Source organism: Arthrobacter sp. SAFR-179, assembly GCF_059414945.1.
In genome coordinates this window covers 162,693-185,545 of sequence record NZ_JBPFDM010000008.1, presented here as the reverse complement: position 1 = coordinate 185,545, position 22,853 = coordinate 162,693, and the positions used below count along the sequence as shown (strand labels likewise).

Sequence of the window (22,853 nt, the reverse complement as noted above, 5' to 3'; positions counted from 1 at the left end):
GTCATCATCACCATGCGCGAAACCGGCAAGGACATGTCCTCCAAATACAAGGAAACCGCCATGGGCGGCCTCGCCGTAAACGTCGTCGAATGCTGACCGCCACCCACACGGCACGGTGGGCACGGCAGCTGACTGGTGTTCCCTGCGCCTAGTTGTGCGCTGCCGCCCACCAGTTCAGGCTGGCAGCGAACACCAGCCATGACATGTAGGGCAGCAGGAGCAGTCCGGCCGTCCGGCTGATGGGGCCGAAAAACAGGACCGTTACCGCGACGGCGGCAATGAGCGCAAGGATGACGACCAGCCCCAGCCACAATGCCGGTGTGCCGAGGGCGGGGTAGAGGGCAAAGAACGCCGGGGTCCAGGCGAGATTGAGGACCAGCTGGACGGCGTAGGCGGCCAGCGCCGGCCGTGTCCGGTTGGTCCGCTTACGCCATACCAGCCAGGCGGCCACGGCCATTGCGGTATAGAGGATGGTCCAGACGGGGCCAAACACGCCGTTGGGAGGGGACCACGGTGCCTTGTCGGCGGTGGCGTACCAGCCCGTGACATTTGCCGCGGAGGCCAGGCCCCCCAGCGCTGCCACCACCAGGGACGCCACCAGGAATCCGATGAGCGCGGCCACCTGAATCCCGGCGCTGTAGGGCTGCCTGCCGCTTCCCATGCGAGCTGTGGTTTCTTTCCCATTCGGCCTCATGCCTCAACCCTTGTTCAACGCCAACAGCGCCGTCAAGCGGGCACCCGGCACGGCGGAAGGCGCGCTGTCCCGCCGTGCGGGGAAAAGCCGGAAGCACATCAGGCTTTAGACTTGAGGCTGCATGTCCGCACGCATCCAGAAGTACAGAAACCGCGCACAGACCCGATTGGACAAGGCCCCCTTGCGACAATTCACCGCACGTTTTGCCACCGCCGAGGAAATCGAAAACTGGGACAAGCACGTCACGGCCAACCCGAACGGCGGCAATATGCTGCAGTCCGCAGCCTACGCATCGGTCAAGAACGGAAGCGGCTGGAAAGTCCGGTTCCTGGTGCTGGAAGGCGACGGAAACGCCAGCTACAACCTGGTGCTGGAGAGGAGCTTCCCCGTCCTGGGACGTTTGTGGTACCTGATCAAGGGCCCCGACCTGGCGGCTGCAGCGGACCTTGGAGCCGCCCTCGAAGCCTGCGCATCCTTTGTCCGCAGCAGGAAGCTGAACGTCTTCACCATCAAGGTGGAGCCGGACATCATCGATTCCGACGAGGCGCAGGAGGAACTGCGCGAAGCCGGCTTGGTCAAGGCGCCCAATATCCAGTCCAATGACTCCACCGCCCTGCTGGACATCTCGGCCTCCGGGGACGAAGTCTTCAAAGCCATCTCCTCGCGCGCCCGCAATGCCATCCGGCGCGCTGAGCGCGAAGGCTGCCAGGTGGTCCGGCAGGAACAAGGACCTGAAACCTACCGCGCCCTGTACGACCTGATGGCCAACACCGTCAACGCCAAGGGATCCATGCCCCTGCGCAGCTACGACTACTACGCACGGTTCTGGGACGAGTTCTGCAACCGCGGCCAGGGAAACTTTTTCTTCACCTACGAGGACGGAAAGCCCAGCGTTGGCGCATTCGTCATCAACTACGGTGCCAAGGCAACCTACAAGGACGGCGGTTCCACCCAGAACCGCAAGCAGTACGGGGACTCGCACCTGGTGCAGTGGGCCGCCATCCGGCGGATGCAGGAGCTCGGCTGCACGGAATACGACTTCTGCGGAACCCCGCCGGCTGCACGGATCAAGGACAAGACCCACAACCTCTACGGAATGGGCATGTTCAAGACCAGCTTCACCAAGACAGTCACCGACTTTGTGGGCTGCCACGACTACGTCCTTTCCCCGCTGCGGCACCGGCTCTGGGTCAAGGGCGGCGAAAAGGTCTTCCGCCGCATCGAAACCGCAAGGACCGGCCAGCAGTTCTACTGACCTGCCGCCGCCACACCGAAAAACCAACGCGACCCAGCAGGCCCCGTACACATCCGTTGCGGCCCGCTCCGAACACCGCCCGTCCAGCGCGTGCCCACCAGGCCGCGAAGAGTCCAGAAGAAGGTCACCCCTTGAATCCAGTTACCGCCGCTACCGGGCTTGAGTACGCCAACCTCAGCGACGCCGAATTTGAGGCCTTCGCCCTGAAGCACCCGCAGAACAGCTTCCTGCAGTCCATCGATTTTGCCCGCTTCCAGCGCTCCCGCGGCCAGCAGGTGGAACTCTTCGGCGTCCGGCGCAACGGGGAACTGGTGGCAGCAGGAAAGCTGAACTACACCATCACCCGCCTCGGATACACCGTCTGCGAATGCGCCAAGGGCCCCCTCATGGACTACACGGACAATGAACAGGTACGTGCCGTCGTCGAACTTCTACGCAAGCACGCGGCAGGCCGCAAGGCCGCCGAACTCCGGATCTCGCCGAACGCCAGGTACATCGCCCGCGATGCTGACGGCGCCGAGCACCCCGGGATCGAGGACAACCGGCCCTTGGTGGCCGACCTGGAACGGCTGGGGTTCCGGCACCAGGGCCTGGACATGAACTTCGTCAACGTCAACTGGATGTTCATCAAGAACCTGGTGGGCATCCAGGACGCCGAAGAACTGATCATGAGCACCAGCTACCGGACCCGCAAAGCCATCCGCAAGGCCGAAAAGAACGGCGTCTTCCTGGAGCAGGCCACCCTGGAAACCCTGGACGATTTCTACGGCGCCCTGAGCCGTGCCGGTGACGAAAAGGGATTCGTCTACCGCGAACGCGAATACTACGAACACCTGCTCCGCACCACCTCTGCGGAATTCACCAAGCTGATGATGGCCAAGATCGACATCCCGGCATACCGGAAATCCATCACTGAGCGCCTGGCCACCGAATCCGCCACCGCAGCAGATCTCCGCCGTGAAGTGGAGGAGACCGGCAGCAAGAAGAAAGCCAATCGCCTCAAAGTGGTCCAGGACCTGGTGGACAGCTACGAGCGGAGCCTGAAGGACATCGAGAGGTTCCCCGATTCGGTAGGGACTGCCACCGTGGCCGCCATCCACTTCGTCTGCTACGGCGACGAGGTGGTGTGCGTCATCGGCGGCACCGTCCAGGACTACATCTACTTCAACGGCGCCACCTCCCTGTACTGGGGAATGATGCTGCATGCGCTCGAGAAGGGATACCCGAGGTACAACTTCTACGGCACCTTCGGCATCTCCGGCCAGGACGAGGAAGGCCACGGCGGCTACGAATTCAAGAAGGGATTCGGCGGGGAAGTGGTCCAGCTGGTGGGCGACTTCGTCCTGCCGGTCCGGCCCGCCGTCTTCCACGCCAACCGGCTTGCCAGGTCCGCTGCGGCGGCCGCCCGCACGCTGCTGGGCAAGCTGCCCCTGAAGCGTGCAGCCTGACCGTCATAGACCGCGTACAGGGAGGAAACGGGCATGACCGACCGGCCCGCACGGCCAGGGCACAGGCCGAAGACTGACGGCCTGCCCAAGACTGAACCGCTGACCCCTGCGCAGCTTCGGCAGGATGCTGCCGCCAAGAGGATGCTGCGCCGCCTGGTACAGGGGGAGAACCCGCCAACGGCACCGTTGAGCATCGTGGACCGGCTGGCCGGCAGCCCGTACGCCAACCCCACCATCCAGGTGGGCGGCGTGGATACGTCCGCCCGGAAAACCCTGGACTTCGCCCTGCACCTGGCCGAGACCATGTTCCGGTACGGTGCCGGCGCCCTCGAAGTGGAGACCAGCATCATCGCCGTCACCGCGGCCCTGGGGCTGAAGAACATCGAGGTGGACATCACCAACCAGTCCGTGGGCATCAATTACGCGCCCAAGGACCAGACGCCCATCGCCTTGCTGCGTGTTGTACGATCCTGGACCAACAACTATGCCGGCCTGGCAAAGGTGCACCAGCTGGTCACGGACATCGTGGCAGGCGGCGTGGGCCGTGACGAAGCGATCCGCCGGTTGAACGAGGCCATCACCAGCCCCAAGCCGTACCCGCGTTGGATGGTCACGGTGGCCTTCGGCATCTTCGCCGCCGTGTTTGTCGGCGTGCTCGGTGGCGGTCCCGTGTCCTCGGCCGTTGCCTTCGCGGCCAATATTGGTATCAGCCTGCTGGCCCGGCAGCTGGGGCGCTGGCGGGTGCCGGACTTCTTCATCACCGCCAGCTGCTCCTTCGTGGTCACCATGCTGGCGCTGCTGCTCTGGCAGTTCGGTCTCACCGCGTCGCCGTCCATCGTGGTGGTGGGCGGCATCCTGCTGCTCCTGCCCACCGGACGCCTGGTGTCCTCTGTGCAGGACGCCATCAACGGCTTCCCGGTGACGGCGGCCGGACGGTTCCTCTCCACCCTGCTGACGTTCGGTGCGATCGTTGCCGGGATCGCCGTGGCCTTCGTGGTGGGGGAGCTGACCGGGCTGCAGCGCATCGACGTCACGCAGACCTTCCCGCCCGCCTACGATCTGTGGGTCCTCATCATCTTCGTGGCCGCTGCAGTGATGGCCATCGGCATCACCGAACAGACCACCTGGAAGCTCCTGCTGCCCACGGCAGGCGTCGGCGTGGCGGGCTACCTCGTGCTGCTCGGCTGCGGCCTGCTCGGCATCGGCGACCGTTTCGCCCCTGCCATCGCCGCCGTCGTCATTGGGCTGCTGGCAAGGGTGGTGGCCTTGCGGATGGGGGCGCCCCAGCTTGTGGTGGCAGTTCCCGCCGCCCTGATCCTGCTGCCGGGCCTCACTATATTCCGTTCCATGTATGTCTTGACCGTGGAGGAGTCTGAAATCCTGGCCGGCGCGGGAGGAATGCTCAGTGCCGGGGCCATCGTGCTGGGAACGGCCGGGGGAATCGTCCTGGGCGACGTGCTGGCCCGCCCGCTGACCCGCAGCCTTGCAAGCAACGAGCGGCGCCGGGCCCGCCGCCGCTAGCCTTCAGCAGCAGGTCCGCCTAGATCTGGCCGACGGGGAGCTTCTTCTCGGCCTGGAATACATCCTCCACCCGGCCCTGTGCCCAGTATCCGGAGAGGGACACCTGCCGGCGCTCCAGGCCGCGCTGCTTGAAGAAGACTTCGCGGAGGGACTTCATGTAGCCGCGTTCGCCGTGTGCAAACACATCCACAGTGCCGCCGGGCCACTCGGCCTCCGCCACCGCCTTGACCAGCAGATCGCTGGAACCTGCCGGAGCGCCGTTGCGGGCCAGCCAGGTGATGTCCAGCCCCGCCGGGGCTGAGATGGGCTGGATGTCGGCCTCGGAACCCACCTCCAGGAAGGCAAGGCCGGTGGCGTCGGCCGGCAGCGCCTCGATGCAGGCGGCGATGGCCGGCAGCGCAGCTTCATCTCCTGCGAACAGGTACCAGTCCGCGTCCGGGTTGGGGTTGTAGGCGCCGCCGGGGCCCGTGAACGTGAGGTTGTCGCCGGGCTGGGCCGCGGCTGCCCAGGGACCCGCCAGGCCCTCGTCGCCGTGGACCACAAAGTCGATGGCCAGCTCCCGGGCCTCAGGATCCACCCAGCGCAGCGTGTAGGTGCGGGTGAACGGCCACTGCTCGCGCGGCATGGTTTCCCGGACAGCCCACAGGTCCAGCGGGGAGGGGTAATCCACGCCGGGCTGGGGGAAGACGATTTTCACGTACCGGTCCGCGAAGCCGTTGTTGGCGAAGTCGCTGAAGCCCTCTCCGCCGGCCACGATCCGGACCATGTGCGGGGACAGCTGCTCCTTGCGCAGCACGGTCAGGTTGACCTGGGGTCGGCTCTTCTTCGTGGCGCTGGTGGCGGCGGGGACGGTGCTCATAAGGCAAGCCTAAGCTAGGGCGACGGCGGGAGCTCCCAGGTTACGGCCGGCGCACCTTGTTCACGCAGCAGTTGGTTGACGCGGCTGAACGGCCGGGAGCCAAAGAAACCGCGGGAGGCGGACAGCGGGCTTGGGTGGGGGCTGCTGACGGCGGGGGCACTGGCCAGGAGCGGCCGGACGCCCTCGGCCTCCTTGCCCCACAACACCGCCACCAGCGGTTTTCTGGACCCGTCCGCAGCCCGGCGGTTGGCGAGGGCGGTGACTGCCGCCGTCGTAATCTCCTCCCAGCCCTTGCCCCGGTGGGAACCCGCCGAGCCTGCCCTGACAGTGAGCACGCGGTTCAGGAGCAGCACACCCTGCTCCGTCCACGCCGAGAGGTCGCCATGGGCACGCGGCGGAATGCCAAGGTCCGACTCAAGCTCCTTGTAAATGTTCACCAGGCTGCGGGGGAGGGGCCGGACGTGCGGCTCGACGGAAAATGACAGGCCGACGGCGTGTCCCGGCGTGGGGTAGGGATCCTGGCCCACGATGAGGACCTTCACGTCCTCGAAGGGCTGGCGGAAGGCGCGCAGGACGTTCGACGGTGGCGGCAGGAGCTGGTGCCCCGCCGCCTCTTCAGCTGCAAGGAAGGCCAAAACCGACCGGAGCTTGCCCTCCACGCCCTGCAGGGCCGCCGCCCAGTCCGGAGCCATCAGCTCCGCCAGGGGCAGGACAGCCAGGTCAGCGAAGCGGGTTCCGTCCGCCGGGTCCTGCTCCAGCTCGAAGAGCGCGTCCGATTCAAACATCGTTCCATTCTTGCAGGCGCCCTCCTTGCGGGCGTTCGGCTAAAGACCTCCCGACGGCCCCACCTCCAGCGGGGCGGCGGCGAATGACACTGGTGTTATTCGACCGGTAGCATGGGGGTAAGACATTTACCGTAACCAGCGAAGGAGTGTGCCGTGGCGGAACCGGCCCGGGAACACCTGCCGGAGCAGGATCCGCGGAAGTCCCTCCTGGCGGATTTCACCCTCCGTGAGTCCTCCCTCTCCGAGCGGGAACAGCAGATGCTGGCCCTGGAACGGCAGTGGTGGAAGTACGCCGGGGCCAAGGAACAGGCCATCCGCGACCTGTTCGACCTCTCCGCGACGCATTACTACCAGCTTCTCAACGCTCTGATCGACCGGGAGGATGCCCTGGCCCACGATCCCATGCTGGTGAAGAGATTGCGTAGACTACGTACGTCGCGCCACCGCGCGCGCACCGCCCGGCGCCTGGGATCAGACGCTTAATACGCCCAGGCCGGGACAACCGCCGCAATCAACAAGGATGTCCTTCCACCATGACCAGATACGCCCGCGATGAATTCGACAAGGTCCCGGAGGCCGCGTCGCGACAAGGTGTCCACCGGACGGCCTCGGCCCCGTCCCGGGTGCGGCTCTGGCCCATCCTGGCGGTGGGAATGGCGGCCCTGGCCATTGGGCTGGTGTCCTTCCTGATCCTTCCCAAGCTCGGGCTGAACGCCACGGTGAGCCAGGCATCGGCAAACGTGGAGTCCGCCCCGCTGGCCGGCACCGGAACCACCCCCTCGGCCACCCAGGCATCCGCTCCTCCTGCTGTGCCGGCGCCGTCTGCTTCGTCCGTGCCAACCCAGAGCAATGACGCAGAGCCCCAGGCGAGCCCTTCCGCCACCACCCCGCAGGCCGTCGTCGACAGGACCCAGGCCGTTGCCGTCTATAACGCCGCAGGCACAGCGGGCCTGGCCAGCCGGGTCGGCGGAACGGTCCAGGCTGACGGGTGGCGCCTGGGCCAGGTGGGCAACTGGTCCGGCGCCCCACAGAAATCCTCCGTGATCTTCTACTCCGGCCCCCAGCAGCTGGCCAGCGCGCAGGCGCTTGCCGAGCTGCTCAACATCCCCACAGTGGTAAGCAGCGCCGAATTCCAGGTGCCGCTGGTGGTAGTGCTGGGCCCCGGATACCGGTAGCCGCACCCGCTCCAGTCACGCCTGCATAACGTTCCTGGTCCACGGCAGGCCGCTGTCAGCGCCGGGCTGCGGGGATTGGCTAGAGTGATTTCCAGGCCAGGGCCGGCCCGGCTCTAAGCCCCACGGTCCGGTCCCACCCGGCCCCCAACGGAAAGAGTTGTTCATCATGGCACTGGGAACCGTCAAATGGTTCAACGCTGACAAGGGCTATGGCTTCATCACCGTTGACGGCTCCGGTGACGACGTCTTTGTCCACTGGTCCGCGATCCAGGGGGAGGGCTACCGCGCCCTCGATGAGGGACAGCGGGTGCAGCTGGACCTCGGGGAGGGCGAAAAAGGCCCCCAGGCGGAAAACGTCCGGCCCGCCCAGTGACCGGGTTGTACAGTTCCACCGTCCGCGTCCGTCCGGCACTGGCCGTTTCCCTGGCAGCGGTCCTGGCGGTCACGGCTTGCTCGGGGGCCGGCGGCAACGCCAGGGTGGACACAGCGGAAGCCTCCGGAGACGGTGTGCTCAGGGTGGGCCTGATCCTGGACAACACCGGCAACAATGCCTTCCTTAATGCTCCCCAGTTGGCCGCCGCCAAGCTGGCCATCCAGGAGATCAACGCAGCCGGCGGACACAAAGGCCGGCCGGTGGAGCTGCTCCCGGCGCATCCCGACCGGGAAGCCGCAGGGCAGGCGAGTGACCTGGTGGACGCCAAAGCGGATGTGGTCATTGGACCGACAGATTCCAGCCACGCAACCGCCGCTGTGGACGTCCTGTCCCGCGCGCATATACCCCTCATCTCGCCGGCCAACACCGCTGCCGCCCTCTCCGGAATCGCCAGTGGAGGCTACTACTTCCGCACCGCTGCCGCCGACGTCGCACAAGGGCCCGTGCTTGCCAAGCTCGCCAGGGACGCCGGGGCGGCCACCATCAGCGTGCTGCACCAGGAAGGTGCCTACGGCAAGGACCTCTCGGCTGCCGTCACGGAGGCTGCCCGGCAGTCCGGCCTCACGGTCCTGCCCGGGGCCGGTTTCAAGCCCGGTGACGCCGCCCAGGCCGCACGCTCCACCGCCAAGGCCAACCCGGACGCCGTCGTCCTCATTGCCCGGGAAGGTGCGCAGGGGGCATTGGCCGAGCTGAACAATTCCGGCCTCAACGGTTCGAAAATCATCCTCAGTGACGGCGGCTTCGCCCGCTACGGGTCCGGGCTCGCCTCCCGCGTCCTGGACGGCGCCCGCGCCGTGGTCCCCGGCCAGCTGCCCACCGCCGCCTTCCAGGGAAGACTCCTGGCCGTGGATCCATCCCTGAAGGATGTTTCCTATGCGGCTGAAACCTACGACGCCGTAACGCTGGCGGCACTGGCCGCTGCCAGGGTCCAGGATGACGCGGGACGCTCCATCGCTGCCAACCTGATCCCGGTATCGGGAGGGACTGCACCTGCGGGGAGTGGCAGTGCGGGCGCATCGGCGCCTGCCCCGTGCCTGACCTACAAGGAGTGCCTGGGCGGGCTCGCCGCCAGCCGGGACATTAATTACGACGGCGAATCGGGCCCGGTTGCCTTCGATTCCAACGGGGACATCACCAGCGCTGTTTTCTCCGTCTATAGGTATGGCCCGGACAACAACCCCAGCCCCACAGGCCGGGAGACGGCCGGACGCGCCGGCTGATCGCCCTGGGCGAAGCGACTCCCTTTCCCCGGCCGTCCGGCGTCTTTTCGCTTGCACTCTCACCTGGGGAGTGCTAATTATTGAGTTAGCACTCTGACGTACCGACTGCTAAAGCAAAGCCTGGTCCCGGCCGGCAGCGCGTGGCACCGGTCGAGGAGCGAAAGAAACACCTCACTTCAGTGAGATCCCCACCCGGAGGCATACAGAGGCCGCCGTCAAAGGATCGTCCGTCGCGGGCACTGCAGCGAAGGTTCATTCTTAACGACTGTCCCGAAAGGACTACTGCCGTTATGGCCAAGATCATTGCATTTGATGAAGAGGCACGCCGCGGCCTTGAGCGTGGCCTGAACACCCTCGCCGACGCCGTTAAGGTCACCCTCGGCCCGCGTGGACGCAACGTCGTCCTCGAAAAGAAGTGGGGCGCCCCCACGATCACCAACGATGGTGTTTCCATCGCCAAGGAGATCGAGCTGGACGATCCTTACGAGAAGATCGGCGCCGAGCTGGTCAAGGAAGTTGCCAAGAAGACCGACGACGTCGCCGGTGACGGCACCACCACGGCTACCGTGCTGGCACAGGCCCTGGTCAAGGAAGGCCTGCGCAACGTTGCCGCCGGCGCCGACCCGCTGTCCCTCAAGCGCGGCATCGAGAAGGCTGTTGACGCCGTCACCGCCGAGCTGCTGAACTCCGCCAAGGAAATCGAAACCAAGGAAGAGATCGCGGCCACCGCCTCCATCTCCGCCGGTGACGACGAGATTGGTGCGCTCATCGCCGAAGCCCTGGACAAGGTGGGCAAGGAAGGCGTCATCACGGTCGAGGAGTCCAACACCTTCGGCCTGGAGCTCGAGCTCACCGAAGGCATGCGCTTCGACAAGGGCTACATTTCCGCCTACTTCGTCACGGACACCGAGCGCCAGGAAACGGTCCTCGAGGATCCGTACATCCTGATCGTCAACTCCAAGATCTCCAACGTCAAGGAACTGGTTGCTGTCCTGGAAAAGGTCATGCAGTCCAACAAGCCGCTGCTGATCATCGCCGAGGACATCGAGGGCGAGGCCCTGGCCACCCTGATCGTGAACAAGATCCGTGGCACCTTCAAGTCCGTCGCGGTCAAGGCTCCGGGCTTCGGTGACCGCCGCAAGGCCCAGCTGGCCGACATCGCCGTCCTCACCGGCGGCCAGGTCATTTCCGAAGAGGTTGGACTCAAGCTGGAGAACGCCGGCCTGGAGCTCCTGGGCCAGGCCCGCAAGGTTGTTGTCACCAAGGACGAGACCACCATCGTCGAAGGGGCCGGCGACGCCGACCAGATCGCAGGCCGCGTTTCCCAGATCCGCGCCGAGATCGAGAACTCAGACTCCGACTACGACCGCGAGAAGCTGCAGGAACGCCTGGCCAAGCTGGCCGGCGGCGTTGCAGTCATCAAGGCCGGTGCCGCCACCGAGGTTGAGCTCAAGGAACGCAAGCACCGCATCGAGGACGCAGTCCGCAATGCCAAGGCTGCAGTTGAAGAAGGCATCGTGGCCGGTGGCGGCGTGGCCCTGATCCAGGCCGGCGCCAAGGCATTCGCCAACCTGCAGCTGTCCGGCGACGAGGCAACCGGTGCCAACATCGTCCGTGTTGCCATCGACGCCCCGCTGAAGCAGATCGCCTTCAACGCAGGCCTCGAGCCCGGCGTGGTTGTGGACAAGGTCCGCGGCCTCCCCGCAGGCCACGGCCTGAACGCAGCAACCGGCGAGTACGTCGACCTGCTGGCTGCCGGCGTCAACGATCCCGTCAAGGTAACCCGCTCTGCCCTGCAGAACGCGGCTTCGATCGCCGGCCTGTTCCTCACCACCGAAGCAGTGGTGGCTGACAAGCCGGAGAAGAACGCTGCTCCCGCAGGCGGAGACGACATGGGCGGCATGGGTGGCATGGGCGGCTTCTAAGCCTTCCTGCCGGGACCTGTCCCGCTAAACAAAATGCGGCCCCCTCGTTTGTGAGGGGGCCGCATTTTTGTGTCCGGTGGAATTACTTGCGGGCCGAGTCCAGCATTCCCTGGACTTCCTTTTTAAAGGCTTCCGCCGCGGCCTGCGGAGTCATCCGGTCATACAGCACTTCATCGGTGTACCGCTTGATGACGTTCTGGACGCTGCCTGCACCCACTGGCGGGACCGGCGGTGCTTCCTTGATGTCCGGTGCGATGTCCTTCAGGAAACCAACCACCGTGGTGTCGGCCGGCTTGAGTTGCGGGGTGATGCCGGCAACGATTTCCGAGTTGGTGGGGACGCCCCTGTCGGTCATCAGGATAGCGCCCGCCTCCGGGCTGTTGGTGAGGTAGTTGATGAACTCGGCGGCCTGCTGGGGATGCTTTGAGCGGGAGGAAGCTGACCAGAACATGGTGGGCTTGTAGTACATGCCGTTGCCGGCCGAGGTTCCGTCGACGCTGGGGGCCCGCAGCATTTTGATGCTGCTGCCGGTGGTGGCTTGAAGCGAACCAAGCTGGTTGGTCCACCACCAGGCCATGCCCACCCGGTTCGTTCCAAACAGGCTTTCCTCCAGGCCGGCGCCTGCGTCCTCGGTGGCCACGGTGGCCGGCGGGCTGGCCTTGGAGTCGCGTTGTTCCTTGAGCCGTTCCCAGAAGGACGCCGCAGTGGCGGTCTCAAAGTCGAGCTTGCCGTCCGCCGAGTACAGGTTTTCCCCGTGCTGGCGGAGCCAGATGATCAGGTCAGCTTCGTTGCTCCCATAAGCGGCCCCGTAGCTCTTTCCGTCTCCTGCCGCGCTGATCTTCGCCGCCGTCTCCACGAAGTCTTTCCACGTCCACGTCTTGTCGTCCGGAACGGGCACTCCCGCGTCCTGGAAGACCTTGGTGTTGGCCATGATGACGTAGGCGTTCTGGCCGGTGCTCAGCCCGTACTGGGCGCCGTCGTACTGGCCGGAGGCCAGTGCTTCCTTGTCCAGTTTTGAGGTATCGATGCCGTTCTGTTTGGACAGGTCCAGCAGCGCTCCGCGGCCGCCGTACTCTGCGATGTATTTCTGGTCCATCTGGATGACGTCCGGCGCATCATTGGCGGCAGTCTTGGTTGCCAGCTTGTCCCAGTAGCTGGACCATTCGCCAGGTTCGGCCTTGATCTTGATGTTGGGATGCGATGCTTCGAAGGCCGCGATGACCTTGTCCGTCTGTGCGTTCAGGTATTCATTTCCCCACCAGGCGAACCGCAGGGTGACCTGGCCGTTGTCGCCTGACCCGCCGGGGGCTCCGCAGCCGGTGGCCAGGATGGAGAGGGCCAGTGCGGCGGCACCCATCTGGAAGCGGCGTCGGCTTACGACTGGAATCTTCATTGATGTTCCTTCCGGGTTGGCTCCTCTCGGTGGGGGCAGCAATGGTTGTTGACCACTCCAGTGAGAAACCGCTTTCTTAGGTAATGCTGTGATTGTTTCGCGGGGCCGCCGCTTTCGTCAAGAACTTTCGGTAAACGTTTTCCCGTACGGGGGGGGAGGTCGTGCCTATTCCGCGTTCGCGCCCACGGACCTGGCCCGGCCCTGCACGCGAGCCTGCCAAGCGCGCAAGGGCGGGGTCGACCGTTCGGGATCCTGGCCGCCAGTGGCATTCCGTTGTCCGTGGCTTCTGGCAGGATGGATTGGTGACGATTACTGCAGCGGCTGATGGTTCGGCCTTGGGAAATCCCGGCCCGGCCGGTTGGGCCTGGTATGTGAATGACGATTGCTGGCGGGCCGGAGGCTGGCCGCACGGTACCAACAACCAGGGCGAGCTGATGGCTGTCCTTGACCTCCTGCGCGCAACCGCGCATCTGCCCGGGGAAGACCTGCGCATCCTTTGCGACAGCCAGTATGTCATCAACTCCATTACCAAGTGGATGCCGGGCTGGAAGCGCAAGGGCTGGCGCAAGGCTGATGGAAAGCCCGTCCTGAACGTGGAACTGTTGAAGGAACTCGACCGCGCATTGGCCGGCCGGACCTACACGTTTGAGTGGGTCAAGGGCCACGCCGGCCATGAGCTGAACGAGGCCGCCGACGAACGGGCCAGGGCCGCGGCGACTGCCTACCAGCAGGGAGTGGCAGCAAGGTCCGGCCCCGGCTTCCCCGGCGGACACCATCCGGGCACACACCAGGCCGCTTCCGGGCGAAGCGCGAATGCCCAGGCACCCTCCGGCAGTGGCCTGCAGCCCGCCACCCTGGACATCCCTTCCGCCACCCTTGCCATCCCGGCCGCTGCATCTGCGCGCCAGGCAACGCGACCCGGCGCCGGCGCACCTGTGGCGGGCGGCGGCCGGCCCCCGGCCATACCTGAACCGGTCGCTGCCTTCGATGAACTGGACCTGTTCAGTGAACTGGACAGCGAAGCCCTTGAAGAGGCCGAGGCAACGCAGCAGGCCGGCTCCATCCCGCCCGAGGCCCTGGTGGAAGAGCTCGAACGCGAGCTGCTGGGGCCACTGGTCCGGGGGGACATCGGCCGGACCGCTGTCCTGCTGCACCCGGACTTCATGGAGATCGGCAGCTCCGGAAGGGTCTGGACCCGGGACGCCATGATGATGGCCCTCGAAGAGGACCCAGGGGAACGGACCGACATCGAGATCCTGGGTGTTGACCGCATCGGCGCCGGCGCCGTCCTCCTCACCTACCGGAGCTTCGCCCGCTCCGGCACCACGCTGCGCAGCTCGCTGTGGGTCCTGGACGGCGGCCGGTGGCGGCTGCGGTTCCATCAGGGAACGCCGGAAGCCTAGGTCCCCATCCGGCTGGACCGGATCGTCAGCTGAACCGCTGCGTGTTCCCCTGCTCGGCCTGGACATACGTGGCGGCGGCAGAGGCCAGGGCCGCGTTGATGGATGCCAGCGACGCCTCCACCCGGCCTTGGGTGATGGTCCATTCGGTGACGAGCGCCTGGAAGCTGGTGGCCGCGGAACCGCGCCATGAACCCTGTAGTTCGTCGAGGCCGCGCTTCATTGTTTGCACATCGGTACTGATCCGGTCCACGGTTGCCTGGACGTTGGCGGATTTCAGCTGCAGTAATTCAGTGTCGACGGAAATGATGCTCATGGCTGTCCCTTTCGAACGGCGGGCGGGAACGCCCGCGCCCGGCGGATCCGGGCTGCTGGAATCAGCCTATGGAGCAGGGGCAGGAGCCAGCCATGGCCGGCGGCTATATGTGGATAACTGATCCGCCGCCAGTGGCTTCGGCAGGGGCAGCAGTGTCCTGCCCGTCCACGCCGTCAGTGCTGGCTGCGTCCTCACGCCGCGGAAGGCTGACCACCAGTGTGGCGCCGCCGCCGTCGGTCTTTTCCACCCTTACCGACCCGCCATGGGATCCCACGATTGCCGCCACGATGGCGAGCCCAAGGCCGCTGCCGCCCGTTTCCCTGGTCCGGGAGGTGTCAGCCCGGTAAAAGCGTTCAAAGACCTTGGCTGCATCCTCTTCCGAAATGCCCGGCCCATGGTCCCGCACTTCGATGACCGAACGTTCCCCGGCGTCGGTCCTGCGGACTCCGACGGCGAGTTCGATGGGGCTGCCTTCAGGGGAGTAGCGCAAGGCGTTGCCCACGAGGTTGCCCACCACCTGGCGCAGCTTGGCCTCGTCCCCAAGCACCGGGGCCGGTGCCGCCGGTCCGTCGTCGAGCCCGGTGAGCGTGATGAGCCGGGACCGGTCACTGGCCTGGGTGTCAACCACGGCGTCGTGCGCAATGAGCTGAAGGTCCACCGGCTTCTGCTGCAGCGGCCGCTGTTCATCGAGGCGGGCCAGCAGGAGCAGGTCCTCCACCATGGACCCCATGCGTTTGGCTTCGCTTTCGATCCTGCCCATGGCGGTGGCAACGTCTTCGTCCGTGGCGAGGGCGCCATGGCGGTACAGCTCGGAGAATCCCCGGATGGTGACCAGGGGAGTGCGCAGCTCGTGGGATGCGTCAGCGGCGAAGCGGCGCATCCGTGCTTCGGAAGCGGTCCGGGCAGCGAACGCGGTCTCGATGTGCGCCAGCATGGCATTCAGCGAACTGCTCAGCCTGCCAAGCTCGGTTGCCGGGTTCTCCACCTCAACACGGCGGGAGAGGTCACCGGCGGCAATCGCAGCAGCCGTCTTCTCCACGCGGGCCAGGGGCCGGAATGACCGCGACACGGTCCAGCTGGCAATCAGTGAGGCCAGCAGAAGCGTCAACAGGCCCACGCCGGTGACCACCAGGGTGGCATGCTTGAGGACATCGTCAACGCTCTCCAGGGGCAGTCCGATGACCACCACGGCGGTGGTCTGGCCGTTTTGGACAGTTACGGCAACCACCCGCCAGTTTTCGCCGTCAGTCCCGCGGACCTGGAAGGGCGCCAGCCCGCGGGCCTGTGCCTGCTCCACGGTGATGGCGCTGATGTCGGGGTGGTCGGCGGGATTCCCGCCGAACGTGTACGGCTCCTCACCCGGGGCGAAGAGCATCAGCGAATAGTCGGTGGGAATGGAACTGGGTGCCTGCAGCTGGGTGAACGAGCGTTGTTTCCGGGCAGAGTCGACGGCGGCATTCAGCTTGTCGTCCACCTGGCCCTGGAGATAGCTGTGCAGCAGGGTCAGCGTGACCGTCCCGGTGACCGTCAGGGCCACGATCAGCAGGGCCATGATCATGGCCACCAGCTGCGACCTGAGCGAGGCCGATTTCCACCGCTTAAGCAAGGTCAGCGCTTTTCAGCCGTCCGCAGCACGTAACCCACGCCGCGCTTGGTCTGGATGAGGGCAGGCGCCTCCGGGTCGATGTCCACTTTCCGCCGGAGGTAGGAGATGTAGGACTCAACGATGGAGGCGTCGCCATTGAAGTTGTATTCCCAGACGTGGTCCAGGATCTGCGACTTGGACAGGACCCGGTTGGGGTTGAGCATGAGGTAGCGCAGCAGCTTGAATTCGGTGGGGGAGAGTTCGATGACCGTGCCCCCGCGCCGCACCTCGTGGGCGTCGTCGTCGAGTTCCAGGTCGTCGACCCGGATCACCGCGTCATCGTCCAGGAGGGGCTGCGTCCGGCGGAGCACGGCGCGGATCCGGGCCACCACTTCGTCGAGGCTGAAGGGCTTGGTCACGTAGTCGTCGCCGCCTACCGTAAGGCCGGTGACTTTGTCCTCAGTGTCGTCCTTCGCCGTGAGGAAGAGGACCGGGAAGTGCTTTCCGGAGGCACGGAGCCGGCGGGTCACGGTGAATCCGTCCATGTCCGGGAGCATGACGTCCAGTACGGCCAGGTCAGGGGCGTGGGTGTCCGCTGCGGCCAGGGCGTCGCGCCCGTTGGCGGCGGAGACCACTTCAAAGCCGGCGAACCGCAATGAGGTGGAGAGGAGCTCTCGGATGTTGGGTTCATCATCGACGACGAGCAGCCTGGCTTCTGGACCGTTCTTGTTCATGCTCCCATCATGCTCCCAGTGTCTGGGAGTTGTCTGGATATTCGTTGTGAGCATGATGAGGGCAGGCTTGCACCTACCAGTCCATGGTTCCGGGCTCCCCTTTGAAGGGCCCCACCACCCGGCTGGTGATCCAGCCGCCATAGAAGCGGCCGGGCTGCGCACGCACCCGTTCCCCGTCCACTTCGCAGTAATCCATCCTTCCCGGGTAAACGGCAACCCGGTCAGCGAGCACCTCAAACCCGGACGCGGGCTCGGGATAGGACCAGGCGGCGCCCTCCGCCTCCTTCCCGCCGCCGCGCACGGTCAGGTAATCCGCCGCGCCCTTGAACTCGCAGAAGCTGCTGCCCGCAGCGGGTTCCAGCGCGCCGGGGACAAATGCCGACTGCAGCACGTAATACACCGGTGGATGGCTGGTCTCAAGAACGCGGAGGGAATCGGTGGTGTCAAGGATGACCTCGCCGCCCAGGACGATGCGTACCCGTTCGGTGCTCGGTTCGATCCGCGGTGGACGGGGATAGTCCCAGACGGACTCCTGGCCGGGCCCTGGCACGTCGGGAATGATTCGTGGACTCATGCTTCCAGTGTGCGTCCGGGACCGCTGCTCCGCACGCCTCCGCATGCGGGAACCCAATTCACGGCAAGAACGTTCACCGCCCCGCGTCTTCCGCAGCACTGCACCCGGGAATACAGTGATGCTTGCCGGGCGGCCAAGCCCGGCACCAGCGTTCCAACGGATCACCTGTCGCTGCCTCCACCGCTGCCGGTGACCTGCACCAACACGGTAGTTACCCCATAATTCCTGGCCCATCGAAGGGGATAGACCATCATGACTGACCTGAGTGCTTCTGAAAACGCAACAGCCAACGACCGCAGCATCCGTGACTGGGCCGACCTTGCCGAGGAGATGTGGTCTTATCTCACCGGCAAAGGCGCCGCCATAAATTACCAGTTCATCGATATGACGGTGGAAGTTCCACGCGACATCGGCCCCGATGCCCCGCGTGCCACGTGGAAGCTCAACGGCAGCCTGCGCGTCACCACCAGTGACAGGGATGCCGCGGGGTCGGACGCGAACCGCGGTTGACGGACATGCCGGAGTACCGCCTGGACCTTAATCTGGACTTCTCCTACACGGATGCGGCGGGGGCTGTCACAACGGGCAGCGCTAAGGCTGCGGGAACGGAAGTAACGGTGTCCCTGGCGGGTTTGGCACCGTTGACCGGCGGTGGACTGCCCTCACTTGAGGAGATCAAACCACTGGCAGAGCTGCTGGCCGGCAAGGGTGTCAGCATCACGGTGGCCGGCCCTGATGGAAACATCCTCAGCCTGGGCAAGGTGGACAGCCCTGCCTCACAGCGGCTGATTACGCGTTCGCCCCACATCAAGATCGGGAAGCTCGGCTCCCTGCTGCCGCTGGTCCGCCAGGGCAGGCGGAAGCCCAAAGGCCTGCCGCTGCTGCCGCCGTCCACACCCCTGCCGCTGGTGCCTACCGTCCAGCGGAAGATCAAGCGCCGCATCACCACCACCCACTACGTCAGGGGCGGTGGGCGGCCGCGGCTGATCTTTGTCCAGGACGCCGCGACCTGGACCGGGCAGATCCCGCGGGAGGTGACCCTCACCGCAGACGTGACAACGATCGGCAGCGGTGCGGGGGCGGATGTCCGGCTGGACGGCCTGGAGGAGCTGCACGCCGAAATCAGGCACGACGGGCAGGACGAATACGTCCTGGTGCCGAACGGCCCCGTGAGCGGCAGCGTCTCCCGGACCGGACCATCTGTCCTGCGGACCGGGGCAAGGATCCAGATGGGGCAGTGGTGCCTGGCCTTCTTCCGGGAGGAGTTTGCGGACCACGGCCGCCCCTACGGCGGCCGCAGCGGCGGGGAGCTGGCCTACGAACGTCCGCAGCTCGATCCCAGGACAGGGACCATGGAGCGGGACAGCTCCGAGGGCGTGACGTGAGTGGCGTGCACGCTGGCTACTCCGCCGCGTGCACGTCCTTGGCGTCCATGATCCGGTAGGCATACCCCTGCTCGGCCAGGAACCGTTGGCGCTTGGCGGCGAAGTCCTGGTCCAGGGTGTCCCGTGCCACCAGTGAGTAGAAGCGCGCCGCCCGGCCGTCCTTCTTGGGCCGTAGCAGCCGCCCCAGCCTTTGCGCCTCCTCCTGCCGGGAGCCAAAGGAGCCGGAGATCTGGATGGCCACCGAGGCCTCCGGCAGGTCAATGGAAAAGTTGGCCACCTTGGACACCACAAGGGTCTGCAGTTCCCCGGCGCGGAACGCGTCAAAGAGTTTCTGCCGTACCTTGACGGAGGTATCGCCCTTGATCACCGGTGCCTGCAGGCGCTCGCCGAGGTCGTCCAGCTGGTCGATGTACTGGCCGATCACCAGCAGCTGCTCTCCGGCGTGCCGGGTTACCAGCTGTTCCACCACCTGCGTCTTGGATTCGGAGGTGGCGCACAGCCGGTACTTGTCGGTGTCGTCGGCCATGGCGTAGGCAACGCGTTCGTCTTTCGGCAGGTCGACGCGGACCTCCACGCAGTCCGCCGGCGCGATGTAGCCCTGGGACTCGATGTCCTTCCAGGGCGCGTCGTACCGCTTGGGTCCGATCAGGCTGAACACCTCGCCCTCGCGCCCGTCCTCGCGCACCAGCGTTGCGGTCAGCCCAAGCCGGCGGCGGGCCTGCAGATCCGCCGTCATCCTGAAGATCGGTGCCGGCAGCAGGTGGACTTCGTCGTAGATGATCAGTCCCCAGTCGTGCCCGTCCACCAGTTCCAGGTGGGGGTAGATGCCGCCGCGCTTGGTGGTCAGTACCTGGTAGGTGGCGATGGTCACCGGCCGGACTTCTTTGAGGGCCCCGGAGTATTCGCCCACTTCCTCCTCCGTGAGGGAGGTGCGCCGCAGCAGTTCGTCCTTCCACTGCCGGGCGGCGACGGTGTTGGTGACCAGGATCAGCGTGGTGGTGGACCCGGTGGCCATGGCGGCGGCCCCCACCAGCGTCTTGCCGGCGCCGCAGGGCAGCACCACTACGCCGCTGCCGCCCGCCCAGAAGTTTTCGCTGGCCAGGCGCTGGTAGGGCCGCAGTTCCCAGCCGTCCTCGTTGAGCGAGATCAGGTGCGGGGTGCCGTCCACGTACCCGGCGAGGTCCTCTGCCGGCCAGCCGATTTTCAGCAGCAGCTGCTTGAGCTGCCCGCGCTGGGAGGCGTGCACCACCACCGTCTCGCCGTCGATCCTCGGGCCCAGCAGCGGCGCGATCTTCTTGGCCCGGATCACTTCCTCCAGGACCGGGTAGTCATCCGTCCGCATGACCAGTCCGTGGCGCGGGTCCTTTTCGAGGCGCAGCCGGCCGTACCGGGACATGGTTTCCTCGACGTCGATCAGCAGCGAGTGCGGAACCGGAAAGCGCGAGTACTTCAGGAGCGCGTCCAGCACCTTTTCAGCGTCCAGTCCGGCGGCACGTGCGTTCCACAGTCCCAGCGGGGTCAGCCGGTAGCTGTGCATGTGCTCCGGCGCCCGCTCCAGCTCCGCGAACGGCGCGATGGCGTGCCGGGCCTCGGTGGCCAGCTCGTGGTCCACCTCGAGGAGGATGGTTTTGTCGCTTTGGACGATCAGGGGTCCGTCGGTCACGCGGGGATCCTTTACTGGCGCAGTTCCTCTGCGGCCTCGATGTCGATGATGCGGTGGACGGACAGGACCCGTTCGGTGTCCTTGGCAGGATCGAACACGCGGACCCGGCCCCCGCTTACAGAGAGCGGAACAACAACTTCCAGGCTGGCATTCCCCAGGTTGTCCACCACGTTCATGTTGATCCGCTGCTTCAGCCGGATGGCCCGCTGCAGCGCTTCAAGCCCCAGCTGGGTGGCTGCCTCGCCGTCCGTGGCGCCGGGGTGGTGTCCGACGGCGGGGCCCGCCTGCCGCAGGACGTCCAGCTGGGCTTCGACCTCCTCGGCCGGTGGCGCGATTCCCGGAGCGGTGTACACAGGGCGGGGGCTTTCCTGCGCGGCGGCAGGCCGCCGCAGGTGCCCGGCGGGTTCGGCGCCGTCGACGGACGGGGACAGGCCCAGGTTGCGGAGTGCGGCGGCCAGTTCGCGCGGTGGTGCCGATGACGTCAGGACCGTGGGGGACAGCCTGGCCAGGCCAAGCGGCGCCGCCTTAGGTCCCGCCAGCAACTCCCGGAGCGCTGCTTCATCATCGCTCTGGATGAAGCTTGCGGCCTGGCCCACCCGAAGGCTGCCGTGCCGGGAAGCGGTGTCCTCCACCAGGTACTCCAGCGGCTGGGGAACAGCGGTGGCGGAGTGTTCCCGCAGGAACGCCAGCAGGCCGGCGGCGTCGTAGCCCTGGTCAAGTGCCCGTTTAATGGACGCCGCCGAAAACCGGTAGATGGTGGCGGGGCCCTGCCCCTCGGCATCGGCCATGACCAGGAGCTGCTCTGTCAGGGCGGGAGCAAGGTAGCCGGGGGCAACAGCGGTGAGGTCGGCCTGCAGCAGCACGTGGTTCAGGGCGGCCGGCAGGTGCTCGCCCAGGATGGCCAGGGCGGCGTCGGGATTGTCTTCGGCGAAAGCGCTCCCTAATTGGCTCAGGGCACCCGACCCCACCAGGCCCAGCAGTTCCGCCTCGGCGAGGACCCCGCGGATGAGGGAACTGAACCGCCGGGCCATCCGCGGCTGTGACCATTCCGCACGCTCCAGGACCGCAGCGGCATCAAGGACGGGCACGGCACCGTCCGGCCCTTCGGCTTCCAGCGTGAGGTCGTGCAGGATCTCCAGGATGCGCTTGCGGACCACGGGCGCGTCCGGCCGTTGCGCCCCGGCGGACAATGCCGCGATGGTGGTTCCCGATGCGCCCCGGGACGGGCCCCCGGGCACCGTGTTCACGGGCTGGCCCACCATGGACGGCACGCGCTCGCTGGCGAGCCAGGCGTTCACCAGCCACAGCCATTGTTCCTGCCGCGGCAGCACGAGCCACTCCAGCTGCGGCGGCTGCACCCATGAGGACGAGTCGACGTCGAGGCGGATCAGCCCTGCCAGCCCGCACAGCTCCAGCAACCGGCCAGCCGCGTCCTGGTCGATGCGCAGCTGGTCGGACAGGCGGCGCATCTCCCGGACCCCCACCCCGCCGCTGCGCAGCGTGCCCAGCGGGGTTTCCTTCACGGCATGCAGCAGTTCGGAGACCAGCCGCAGGGTTTCCGAGATGGCGCTGAGCGCTGCGTTCCTGCGCAGTGCCGCGGTGGTCCTGCCCAACTCGGGAACCGGCGGTGAGAGGGTGAAATCGTTAATGATCGCGCCATCGCGCAGGGCCAGCCCCACGCTGTGCGGCAGTTCCACGTGGGCGGCGTCCAGCGGAACCAGGAGCCCGCGCGCAAGGAGCCAGTCAACGGGCCCGACGTCGGCGCCTTCCGTGGTGACCGATGCCTTCCGTTGCGCCTGGGGGACGGCACCCATGGCCCAGTTGCGGAACTTGGCGAGCAGCGCCGTCGTCCGTTCCGGAGCCTTGGCGAGGATGTCCCGCAGTGCCTCGGGGGAGGAGGTCCAGTGCTGGAGCGCAAGGGCCGCCTCCATGGGCGTGGTGGCATCGTGGATGGCAAATCCGCTGCGGTGCAGCTCGGAGACCAGCTGGACCACCCGTTGGGCGAAGGCCGGCTGCAGGCGGACCAGTTCCGTGTAGCTGCGGCCCAACCCGGCGGGATAGATTCCCACCACGTCCTTGAGGGAGCCGACAGGGAGATAGAAGTGTTGACCGTCAGCCGGGGGAGGGGTGCCGTGCGGGGGAACGGCAGGATGCGCCAGGGCAAGTTCCTGCAGGGTGCCCATGATTTGTTCGATGACGGCCAGCGATGCACCCCGGATCAGCTGGTGCAGGCCCTCCGCCGAGGCGCTGTGGCCGGTATCTGTATTGGTGCATAGGTGGAGGGTCTCAAGGACCTGCATCTGCGGCCGGTTGAGGCGCTCCAGGGCGCGCTGCACGCTGACCCGCGAACAGGCCCGGGCTGCCAGTGCCGCGAAGTCAGGAACAGGCGGGGAAATGAGGTCCGGCCGCGCGGCGAACAACGCGCGCAACGAGTCGTTGCTGCGCGCCTCCAGGTCCTTGCCGAGCGCACGAATGAGGGACATCAGTT

The 22,853-nt window shown here is 66.3% G+C and carries 21 protein-coding genes; 11 read left to right on the top strand and 10 right to left on the bottom strand.

What is annotated here, in order from left to right; all coding sequences use genetic code 11:
* Positions 1 to 148 precede the first annotated feature (148 nt).
* A complete protein-coding gene (locus ACR65K_RS14170) occupies positions 149 to 661 on the bottom strand; it encodes a TspO/MBR family protein (protein WP_440153505.1) in 513 nt (170 codons plus the stop codon).
* 154 nt (positions 662 to 815) lie between these two features.
* On the opposite strand from ACR65K_RS14170, the gene ACR65K_RS14165 reads away from it, so the two are divergent.
* From ACR65K_RS14165 to ACR65K_RS14155, 3 genes are all read left to right on the top strand, one after another.
* A complete protein-coding gene (locus ACR65K_RS14165) occupies positions 816 to 1,949 on the top strand; it encodes a lipid II:glycine glycyltransferase FemX (protein ID WP_440153503.1) in 1,134 nt (377 codons plus the stop codon).
* A gap of 131 nt (positions 1,950 to 2,080) precedes the next feature.
* Entirely contained in the window at positions 2,081 to 3,397 is a 1,317-nt protein-coding gene (locus tag ACR65K_RS14160; protein WP_440153501.1) for a peptidoglycan bridge formation glycyltransferase FemA/FemB family protein, read from the top strand.
* A gap of 33 nt (positions 3,398 to 3,430) precedes the next feature.
* Positions 3,431 to 4,918: a threonine/serine exporter family protein gene (locus tag ACR65K_RS14155; RefSeq protein WP_056331088.1), complete on the top strand. Its 1,488-nt coding sequence runs from the start codon at positions 3,431 to 3,433 to the stop codon at positions 4,916 to 4,918.
* Between the two features lie 19 nt (positions 4,919 to 4,937).
* Here the strand turns inward: ACR65K_RS14155 and ACR65K_RS14150 are convergent, their stop codons facing one another.
* Positions 4,938 to 5,777: a siderophore-interacting protein gene (locus ACR65K_RS14150; RefSeq protein WP_440153499.1), complete on the bottom strand. Its 840-nt coding sequence runs from the start codon at positions 5,775 to 5,777 to the stop codon at positions 4,938 to 4,940.
* 14 nt (positions 5,778 to 5,791) lie between these two features.
* On the bottom strand, positions 5,792 to 6,562 hold the full coding sequence (locus ACR65K_RS14145; RefSeq protein ID WP_440153498.1) for a uracil-DNA glycosylase: 771 nt from the start codon (positions 6,560 to 6,562) through the stop codon (positions 5,792 to 5,794).
* Positions 6,563 to 6,715: 153 nt separating this feature from the next.
* Here ACR65K_RS14145 and ACR65K_RS14140 point away from each other — a divergent pair, with 153 nt between their 5' ends.
* The 5 genes from ACR65K_RS14140 (at position 6,716) to groL (ending at position 11,315) form a co-directional block, all read left to right on the top strand.
* Positions 6,716 to 7,045, top strand: a complete 330-nt coding sequence (locus tag ACR65K_RS14140) for a DUF3263 domain-containing protein (RefSeq protein ID WP_018769531.1) — start codon at positions 6,716 to 6,718, stop codon at positions 7,043 to 7,045.
* A 50-nt stretch (positions 7,046 to 7,095) separates the two neighbouring features.
* Complete coding sequence (locus ACR65K_RS14135) at positions 7,096 to 7,737, top strand: LytR C-terminal domain-containing protein (RefSeq protein ID WP_440153497.1); 642 nt, start codon at positions 7,096 to 7,098, stop codon at positions 7,735 to 7,737.
* Between the two features lie 166 nt (positions 7,738 to 7,903).
* Complete coding sequence (locus ACR65K_RS14130) at positions 7,904 to 8,110, top strand: cold-shock protein (RefSeq protein WP_156386126.1); 207 nt, start codon at positions 7,904 to 7,906, stop codon at positions 8,108 to 8,110.
* A complete protein-coding gene (locus ACR65K_RS14125; protein WP_440153495.1) occupies positions 8,107 to 9,390 on the top strand; it encodes an ABC transporter substrate-binding protein in 1,284 nt (427 codons plus the stop codon). Before ACR65K_RS14130 ends, ACR65K_RS14125 begins: the two co-directional genes overlap by 4 nt.
* A 290-nt stretch (positions 9,391 to 9,680) precedes the next feature.
* A complete protein-coding gene (gene groL, locus ACR65K_RS14120; protein ID WP_056331105.1) occupies positions 9,681 to 11,315 on the top strand; it encodes a chaperonin GroEL in 1,635 nt (544 codons plus the stop codon).
* Between the two features lie 82 nt (positions 11,316 to 11,397).
* On the opposite strand, the gene ACR65K_RS14115 is transcribed toward groL, so the two are convergent.
* Entirely contained in the window at positions 11,398 to 12,708 is a 1,311-nt protein-coding gene (locus tag ACR65K_RS14115; protein WP_440153494.1) for an ABC transporter substrate-binding protein, read from the bottom strand.
* Between the two features lie 302 nt (positions 12,709 to 13,010).
* On the opposite strand from ACR65K_RS14115, the gene ACR65K_RS14110 reads away from it, so the two are divergent.
* The gene (locus tag ACR65K_RS14110; RefSeq protein WP_440153492.1) at positions 13,011 to 14,111 is read left to right on the top strand and encodes an RNase H family protein; all 1,101 of its coding nucleotides are present in this window, start codon (positions 13,011 to 13,013) and stop codon (positions 14,109 to 14,111) included.
* A gap of 25 nt (positions 14,112 to 14,136) precedes the next feature.
* Here ACR65K_RS14110 and ACR65K_RS14105 read toward each other — a convergent pair whose 3' ends face one another.
* The 4 genes from ACR65K_RS14105 to ACR65K_RS14090 all read right to left on the bottom strand — a co-directional run bounded on the left by ACR65K_RS14105 (position 14,137) and on the right by ACR65K_RS14090 (position 17,317).
* Positions 14,137 to 14,424 carry a WXG100 family type VII secretion target gene (locus tag ACR65K_RS14105; protein WP_056331113.1) on the bottom strand — a complete coding sequence of 96 codons (288 nt, stop codon included), beginning with the start codon at positions 14,422 to 14,424 and terminating at the stop codon, positions 14,137 to 14,139.
* A 103-nt stretch (positions 14,425 to 14,527) separates the two neighbouring features.
* Complete coding sequence (locus tag ACR65K_RS14100; RefSeq protein ID WP_056331116.1) at positions 14,528 to 16,030, bottom strand: sensor histidine kinase; 1,503 nt, start codon at positions 16,028 to 16,030, stop codon at positions 14,528 to 14,530.
* 2 nt (positions 16,031 to 16,032) lie between these two features.
* Positions 16,033 to 16,743, bottom strand: coding sequence for a response regulator transcription factor (locus tag ACR65K_RS14095; RefSeq protein WP_056331118.1), 711 nt, complete (start codon positions 16,741 to 16,743; stop codon positions 16,033 to 16,035).
* Between the two features lie 73 nt (positions 16,744 to 16,816).
* On the bottom strand, positions 16,817 to 17,317 hold the full coding sequence (locus ACR65K_RS14090; protein WP_056331121.1) for a DUF427 domain-containing protein: 501 nt from the start codon (positions 17,315 to 17,317) through the stop codon (positions 16,817 to 16,819).
* A 252-nt stretch (positions 17,318 to 17,569) separates the two neighbouring features.
* On the opposite strand from ACR65K_RS14090, the gene ACR65K_RS14085 reads away from it, so the two are divergent.
* Both ACR65K_RS14085 and ACR65K_RS14080 read left to right on the top strand, forming a co-directional pair.
* Positions 17,570 to 17,827: a hypothetical protein gene (locus ACR65K_RS14085; RefSeq protein WP_056331124.1), complete on the top strand. Its 258-nt coding sequence runs from the start codon at positions 17,570 to 17,572 to the stop codon at positions 17,825 to 17,827.
* Between the two features lie 5 nt (positions 17,828 to 17,832).
* Positions 17,833 to 18,702, top strand: a complete 870-nt coding sequence (locus ACR65K_RS14080; protein ID WP_440153490.1) for an FHA domain-containing protein — start codon at positions 17,833 to 17,835, stop codon at positions 18,700 to 18,702.
* Between the two features lie 16 nt (positions 18,703 to 18,718).
* On the opposite strand, the gene ACR65K_RS14075 is transcribed toward ACR65K_RS14080, so the two are convergent.
* Positions 18,719 to 20,365 (bottom strand): DNA repair helicase XPB, encoded by a 1,647-nt coding sequence (locus ACR65K_RS14075; RefSeq protein WP_440153488.1) that lies wholly within the window; start codon positions 20,363 to 20,365, stop codon positions 18,719 to 18,721.
* A gap of 11 nt (positions 20,366 to 20,376) precedes the next feature.
* On the bottom strand, positions 20,377 to 22,848 hold the full coding sequence (locus ACR65K_RS14070) for a helicase-associated domain-containing protein (protein ID WP_440153487.1): 2,472 nt from the start codon (positions 22,846 to 22,848) through the stop codon (positions 20,377 to 20,379).
* Positions 22,849 to 22,853: the final 5 nt, after the last annotated feature.

Excerpts from the sequence above, each read along its gene's own strand:
- ACR65K_RS14170 (WP_440153505.1), bottom strand. The coding sequence starts at position 661 with ATGGGAAGCGGCAGGCAGCCCTACAGCGCCGGGATTCAGGTGGCCGCG.
- ACR65K_RS14165 (WP_440153503.1), top strand. The coding sequence starts at position 816 with ATGTCCGCACGCATCCAGAAGTACAGAAACCGCGCACAGACCCGATTG.
- ACR65K_RS14155 (WP_056331088.1), top strand. The coding sequence starts at position 3,431 with ATGACCGACCGGCCCGCACGGCCAGGGCACAGGCCGAAGACTGACGGC.
- ACR65K_RS14150 (WP_440153499.1), bottom strand. The coding sequence starts at position 5,777 with ATGAGCACCGTCCCCGCCGCCACCAGCGCCACGAAGAAGAGCCGACCC.
- ACR65K_RS14145 (WP_440153498.1), bottom strand. The coding sequence starts at position 6,562 with ATGTTTGAATCGGACGCGCTCTTCGAGCTGGAGCAGGACCCGGCGGAC.
- ACR65K_RS14135 (WP_440153497.1), top strand. The coding sequence starts at position 7,096 with ATGACCAGATACGCCCGCGATGAATTCGACAAGGTCCCGGAGGCCGCG.
- ACR65K_RS14130 (WP_156386126.1), top strand. The coding sequence starts at position 7,904 with ATGGCACTGGGAACCGTCAAATGGTTCAACGCTGACAAGGGCTATGGC.
- groL (WP_056331105.1), top strand. The coding sequence starts at position 9,681 with ATGGCCAAGATCATTGCATTTGATGAAGAGGCACGCCGCGGCCTTGAG.
- ACR65K_RS14115 (WP_440153494.1), bottom strand. The coding sequence starts at position 12,708 with ATGAAGATTCCAGTCGTAAGCCGACGCCGCTTCCAGATGGGTGCCGCC.
- ACR65K_RS14105 (WP_056331113.1), bottom strand. The coding sequence starts at position 14,424 with ATGAGCATCATTTCCGTCGACACTGAATTACTGCAGCTGAAATCCGCC.
- ACR65K_RS14095 (WP_056331118.1), bottom strand. The coding sequence starts at position 16,743 with ATGAACAAGAACGGTCCAGAAGCCAGGCTGCTCGTCGTCGATGATGAA.
- ACR65K_RS14090 (WP_056331121.1), bottom strand. The coding sequence starts at position 17,317 with ATGAGTCCACGAATCATTCCCGACGTGCCAGGGCCCGGCCAGGAGTCC.
- ACR65K_RS14085 (WP_056331124.1), top strand. The coding sequence starts at position 17,570 with ATGACTGACCTGAGTGCTTCTGAAAACGCAACAGCCAACGACCGCAGC.
- ACR65K_RS14080 (WP_440153490.1), top strand. The coding sequence starts at position 17,833 with ATGCCGGAGTACCGCCTGGACCTTAATCTGGACTTCTCCTACACGGAT.
- ACR65K_RS14070 (WP_440153487.1), bottom strand. The coding sequence starts at position 22,848 with ATGTCCCTCATTCGTGCGCTCGGCAAGGACCTGGAGGCGCGCAGCAAC.